This window comes from Pseudoalteromonas sp. TB51 (assembly GCF_000498055.1).
Classification (GTDB): domain Bacteria; phylum Pseudomonadota; class Gammaproteobacteria; order Enterobacterales; family Alteromonadaceae; genus Pseudoalteromonas; species Pseudoalteromonas atlantica.
Genome location: NZ_AUTO01000305.1, coordinates 1 through 6,521, shown reverse-complemented (window position 1 = coordinate 6,521; position 6,521 = coordinate 1). Strand labels below are relative to the sequence as shown.

The window sequence follows — 6,521 nt, the reverse complement described above, 5'->3', positions numbered from 1 at the left end:
AAGCCACAGTGCTTGACGGCTTCCCACTGTCTAAAAAGGGTCAAGCAGCGCGTGCGCTTTCAGCAGCGTTTGCTTCGTCATTATTTGGTGGTCTTTTTGGCGCCATTATTTTAACGCTGTTTGTACTGATTGCCCGCCCCGTTATTTTAGCGTTTGGCTCGGCCGAATTATTCATGCTTACTTTGCTAGGTTTAAGCATGGTGGGTGTATTAGCCGGTAATAGCCTAGTAAAAGGCTTAAGCGCATGTGGCTTAGGTTTATGTTTAGGCTCACTTGGCGGTGCTCCTGCAACCGGTGAATACCGCATGGTATTTGATAACGGTTACCTTATGGATGGTATTCCGTTAGTGGTTGTTGGTTTAGGTATATTTGCATTACCTGAGATTATCGATTTACTGCGTCAAAATCGCTCTATTTCAGAAGCTTCTGAGCTGGGTAGTGGATGGTTTGAAGGCGTAAAAGATGTTGTTAAAAATAAATGGCTAGCCACGCGCTGTGCTGCTATTGGCTGTGTTGTTGGCGCACTACCTGGCCTAGGTGGCAGCGTAGTTGATTGGATCTCTTATGGTCATGCAGTACAAACCTCTAAAGACACCGAAAACTTTGGTAAAGGCGACATACGCGGTGTTATTGCCCCTGAGTCATCAAATAATGCCAAAGAAGGCGGTGGCTTAATTCCGACCTTATTATTTGGTATTCCAGGTTCTGGCAGCATGGCTGTATTTTTAGGTGGCATGGTATTAATTGGCTTAGAGCCAGGCCCTGCGATGATCACCACTGACCTTGATGTTACTTACACCATTGTATGGTCACTGGCACTTGCTAATGTAATTGGCGCGGGCGCGTGTTTACTAATTTCTAAATGGGTAGCAAAGGTAACAACTATTCCTTACACGCTCATGGCACCATTTATGGTTATGGTGATCTTTTTTGCGGCGTTTCAGGCAACCCGTGATTTAGGTGATTTAGTCGCACTTATTGGTATTGGTATTTTAGGCATATTAATGAAGCGCTTTGGATGGCCACGACCGGCATTTTTAATTGGCTTTGTACTAGCAAGCGGCATGGAAACTTACCTTTATCAAGCTATTCAGTTTGACGGCATAGAGTTTTTATTAAAACCGGCTGTGATTATTATTGGTGCATTAACCGCGCTTTCTATTTTCTTTGCAGCACGCCACTCTATTAAGGCTGCTAAAAAAGAAAAAGCCAATAAAAACACAGCTAATGCTGAGGTAAAACCAACTAACCTTAAACCACAAATCGCATTTTCTGGCTTTGTTTGTTTAGTGTTTGCATACGGTTTGTATGACTCGTTCCAACGCACATTCTTAGGTGGAGTATTTCCTGGTGTGGTGTGCTCGTTCATGTTAATACTCTCTGCGGTTGTGCTGATCAAGCTGCTGCTTAATAAAGTAGACGATGCTGTAAATTACGATAATGAGGTCTCTGCGGGGTATGTAAACGACTCAAGCGTGACTGGCCTTTGGCATTATGTATTTTGGCTGTGTGGGTTATTAGCTGGGTGTTTTTTACTGGGCTATGTGATTTCGATAGCGTTGTTTTTCATAATATTTTTACTTGTAAAAGCACGTATATCAATTGCTAGAACATTAACACTGACAGTGTGTGCGTTAGCATTTTTACTTACTTTATCGCACTTTATGGTATTAGACTTACCAAGCGGTTACCTACAAGAAGTGGCAAGCTTTACGCAGCTGTAAACGCCGCCGTGCTAAGCAAAACAAGCAGCGCTTAGCACGGTTTACATTCGCTCTAAAAGGCACTGGCTTAAGAAGGATATAATTATGATTTCACCTAAGCTTATTTTAATGCCGCTTTCTACAAGTGGGCATGTAACAGAGCGCTTAAAAGGGGGCTTAGCCGTTGCTAAGTATTTTAATGCGCACCTTGATGTTTATCACACGCACTTAGACCCAAAACGCTTTTTGCCAACAGGGCAGCTGGGCTTACCAACTAAATTGGTAAAAGAGTTAGACTCTGTAGCAGGGCGCTTTGCAACAACCGAATCGGCAAATTTAAAAATCGAATTTGTTAGTTTATGTGCCCAGCAGCAAGTTAAATACACTGACGACAGCGCAGAGCATCCCACGCACCCAAGCGCTTCATGGCATATTAATATAGGTGTGCGCAGCGAAATAATTGCAGAGCAAGGCAAAGTTGCTGATTTAATTATTATTCCGCAGTCTAAAAGTGGTAAATCAACCTCGACCTTTGAGGCATCGGTAATGCGAAGTGGTAAACCTATATTACTGGTACCACGGCAAATGACCCACTTTGATATAAAAACAGTGGTGATTGGCTGGAACGCCAGCACCGAGGTATCGCGTGCGCTCACTTACAGTTTACCGCTTTTAAAACAGGCTAAAAAGGTTGTTATTTGCACCAGCGCAAGTAGCGCCGATAAAATGCCAAACGGCCATGAAGTGGTTAAATATTTAGCTCAGCACGATATTAAAAGTGAGTTTGTAACATTTAATAATGGCAGGCAATCGACCGCTAAAGCGTTTATGTCGGTAGCGCAAATGCATAACGCTGATCTAGTGGTGATGGGCGCATTTACTCACAGGCGAATCCATGAGCAAATTTTTGGTGGTATGACTAACTACATGCTAGCAAACACCACCTTGCCAATACTTATGGCGCGATAACACTTAAAGCTTAAAAACTAAATTTTACCCAAAAGCTGATATTTACGTTCAATATCGGCTTTTTATTAAAGCTCAATGTGATAAAACTAACCATTACAATAATAAAAGTTAATGGGTAGCAGCCTATGTATACGCTTTCACAGTGGCAATCAAACGGGCAGTTTATTGATATAAATGCCAAGCAAATTTTTACTCAAACAGCGGGAAATGCTAATAACCCCGCGCTCCTTTTGATACACGGCTTTCCTAGTGCAAGCTGGGACTGGGAAGGTATGTGGGATGAGCTCAAAAAACACTACTTTTTAATTACACTTGATATGCTGGGTTTTGGCCTTTCGGATAAACCAATAAATGCGGCTTATAACATTACAGAGCAAGCTGATTTATACACGCAATTTTTAAAGCGTTTAGATATTACCAATGTACACCTATTAGCTCATGATTATGGTGATACCGTGGCTCAAGAGCTATTAGCAAGGCAAGTTGCTGCTCAAAGCGACATACGCATACACAGTGTATGCTTTTTAAATGGCGGGTTATTTCCACACATACATAAACCTTTATTTATACAAAAGCTGCTACTTTCAAAACTCGGTTGGCTAGTACCTAAGCTAATGAGCAAACAAAAGTTTGCTAAAAATTTAATCACTATTTTTGGCAAAAAAACACCACCAGCCCCTATGGTAATTGATACCCTTTGGGCGTTGTTAATTTATAACAAGGGTTTACGTGTAATGCCCAAGCTAATTAAATATATTACACAGCGAAAACAAAACGAGCAGCGCTGGGTTGGGGCAATGATTAATAGCGTTATACCGCTTACGTTTATTGCAGGTGAGCAAGACCCAATATCGGGTAAACACATGCTTGAGCACTATAAAAAAACAATACCTAATGCGCGCGTACAAGGGTTTGTTGAGCTTGGGCACTACCCACAAATAGAAGATGCCAAGGCTATAACCGAGGCTTATTTAAATTTTAGAAAGCAGATATAAAAAAACGCGGCTATTTTAGGCCGCGTTTATAAACTAAATAGCGTGATGCTGGCTACTTAGTACTTTCTTTTTTTAGGAATTTTTAACTGGCTTTCAAATTCATCAGGAAAAAGCACCGTGCCGTCGTCCTCTTCGGTAGGGAACACCGCAATCAGTAAGTCGTCTTCTTCAAGGCCGGGTGTCCAGCGGCTAAACCAATCTTTAGCCGGAATGGCTTTTGGAGTACAGCCTTCCCATTCGCCCGTGGCCCAAGCTTGTGCAAAATCGCGGGTTGGCCACACTGGTACACAGTCGTCATCTTCGTTGGCAAGCATTACGCAGCCATCATCGTCGTTTAAAATCCATACTTGTTTGTACTGTTGTACGGTTTCAAACATAAAAGCGAGTCGTTTTTTTGCCCCTAGCCCTAAAATTACGGTTTGTTCTTCAGTCGCATTTACAGTTGTCATAATTGGCTCACTCTTTATTGCTTCAAATTTGAATTTTACTGCTACAAGTATATCGAGTTATGTGACAGTGTGTTGAAAAATTATTATTTAACCTGAACTCTGGGTAATAAATCTATCTCTAGCAGCTATTTTAAGCGCTAACTGCGTTGAATTTACTGAAAATCTCTGGCTAGAGACAAAATAAGCTTAACTATCATCATGATAAAAAGTGTTAGTAAATCTCTTAACCAGAGTTCAGGTTATTTAATTTTGTAATCCAGATCTGTTTTGGTACTCCCTAAGTATATTTTGAGCGAGCATTCAAAATTACCCTTGAATGTTGTTAAAAAGGCCGCATCTCATATGCATACTCATAATGAAGGATTTAACAATGACCACAGATTTACTGGCTCCGTATACATTAAACGACTCACTTGAACTTAAAAATCGCGTTTTTATGGCGCCTTTAACCCGTTGTATGGCTGATGATAATTTAGTACCTACGCAAGATATGGTCGAATATTATGCGCGCCGTGCCGATGCTGGCTTAATTATTAGCGAAGCCACTATCATTCGCCCAGATGCACAGGGCTACCCAAATACACCGGGGTTATTTACCAGCGAGCAAATTCAAGGCTGGAAAAAAGTAACCGACGCCGTACACGCAAACGGCGGTAAAATGTTTGCACAGCTTTGGCATGTTGGCCGTGTTGCTCACCCTCATTTTTTTGACGGCGAAGTATTAGCGCCATCGGCAATTGGTGTTGAAGGCTCTGTACCACGTATGCGTGAGCTGACATACATTACGCCAAAAGCGGCCACTAAAGAGGATATTAATTCATTGATAGCCGACTTTGCTAAAGCGGCCGAAAACGCCATTGAAGCAGGTTTTGATGGTGTAGAAATTCATGGCGCAAATGGTTATTTAATTGATCAGTTTTTACATTACGCTGCAAATGAGCGCACAGATGAATATGGCCAAACACCTGAAAATATGGCGCGTTTTGCAATAGAAGTGACCGATGCGGTTGTTAACGCAGTAGGTAATGAGCGTACGGCAATTAGGTTATCGCCAGGTGCTTATTTTAATATGGAAGAAGATAAGCGTGATAAAGCGGTATTTGATTATTTATTAGCGCAGCTAGATGACAAAAAACTGGCTTACATTCATGGCGGTATTTTTGATGACAGCACTCAATTTGACTCTTTAGAAGGTAAAACAACCTCGCAGTATTTGCGCGCAAACACTAAAACCAGCCTTGTAGGGGTAGGTAGCTACAGTTTTGATGATGCAAAACAAGCAATAAACAATGACCAGTTTGATTTAATTGCGATTGGTCGTCCATTTATTGCTAATCCAGATTACATTAGTAAAGTGGCTAATAATGAAGAACTTGTTGCTTATAGTGACGAGATGCTAGCTAAACTATTCTAATTAATTAGGGCGTGTTGACCTTTGGCGTTTGAATTTGCAGCAGTATGTTTGGTTTTTAGGCAAGGCAGAGCCTATGAAGTGTGGTTACTCCCCATTAATAGGCGATAACGCAGCATAAATGCCAAACATGCGCTGCCCTTCGGGTTCTGCCTAGGGGCGATAAACTCTTTGTTACTCGGTTTTTACTTAGCCCACTAGGTTACAAACCTCGTGCCGCGATTTAATCACCCCTAGATTGAACAAATTTCAATCCGCAAAGATCAACACGCCCTAGTATTTATATATAAACCAGCCTAGGTTTTTGTGCTTAGGCTGACTCACAAATGACATAACAAAGCCATAAAAACCCCACATTTTTTTAACACCCCTGTAAATAAACTTCATTTTTGTTGTCATAATTCGAAATCATACTGTGCCCGCTTTCATAATTACTTTAGATAATTAAAACCAAACGGGATCACAATGTACGCTTTAACTAATAAATCGATTTTGAGCATGGCAATTGCTATGGCTGTATCAACGTCAGCTTATGCAAATGACAACGAAATAGAAGAAATAACCGTTACTGCAAAACCAACCAGTTACGCAAATAATGTGATTGAGCCTGCAATGCTTGATCAACAAACAACGGTTTCGAGTGTGTTATCGGTTATCGATAACTTACCTGGCATTAGCATAAACGAAGGCGATGCATTTGGTGGCGATGACTGGTCTACCACAATTACTATGCGTGGTTTTAGTATTGACTCGAACCAGCAGCAATTAGGGATGACCGTTGATGGTATTCCTAACGGTGGCTCAAACTATGGTGGGGGCGCTAAAGCAAACCGTTACCTAGACACTGAAAATTTAGCCACTGTAGAAGTAGGCCAAGGCACCTCAGACATTAAATCGGCATCGCTTGAGGCACTAGGCGGTACATTTAACTTTGTAAGTAAAGCGCCAAGTCTTGATAGCAGCACCACTTTTGCTTACACCTCGGGTAGCCACG

General features: G+C 41.5%; 6 protein-coding genes. 5 read left to right on the top strand and 1 reads right to left on the bottom strand.

All coding sequences use genetic code 11. From position 1 onward, the window contains the following. From L650_RS0118535 to L650_RS0118525, 3 genes are all read left to right on the top strand, one after another. Window positions 1-1,724 (top strand): tripartite tricarboxylate transporter permease (locus L650_RS0118535; protein ID WP_085065530.1); only part of this gene is annotated, 1,724 nt, incomplete at its 5' end. Between the two features lie 84 nt (window positions 1,725-1,808). Further along, window positions 1,809-2,672, top strand: coding sequence for a universal stress protein (locus L650_RS0118530; RefSeq protein ID WP_029774030.1), 864 nt, complete (start codon window positions 1,809-1,811; stop codon window positions 2,670-2,672). Window positions 2,673-2,797: 125 nt separating this feature from the next. Further along, window positions 2,798-3,667, top strand: coding sequence for an alpha/beta fold hydrolase (locus L650_RS0118525; protein WP_029774029.1), 870 nt, complete (start codon window positions 2,798-2,800; stop codon window positions 3,665-3,667). A gap of 56 nt (window positions 3,668-3,723) precedes the next feature. On the opposite strand, the gene L650_RS0118520 is transcribed toward L650_RS0118525, so the two are convergent. Further along, window positions 3,724-4,116, bottom strand: coding sequence for a DUF2750 domain-containing protein (locus L650_RS0118520; protein ID WP_029774028.1), 393 nt, complete (start codon window positions 4,114-4,116; stop codon window positions 3,724-3,726). Between the two features lie 370 nt (window positions 4,117-4,486). On the opposite strand from L650_RS0118520, the gene L650_RS0118515 reads away from it, so the two are divergent. Continuing rightward, window positions 4,487-5,530 (top strand): alkene reductase, encoded by a 1,044-nt coding sequence (locus tag L650_RS0118515; protein ID WP_029774027.1) that lies wholly within the window; start codon window positions 4,487-4,489, stop codon window positions 5,528-5,530. 462 nt (window positions 5,531-5,992) lie between these two features. Continuing rightward, window positions 5,993-6,521, top strand: a 529-nt coding sequence (locus L650_RS0118505) for a TonB-dependent receptor plug domain-containing protein (protein ID WP_029774026.1), incomplete at its 3' end; no start/stop codon positions are given.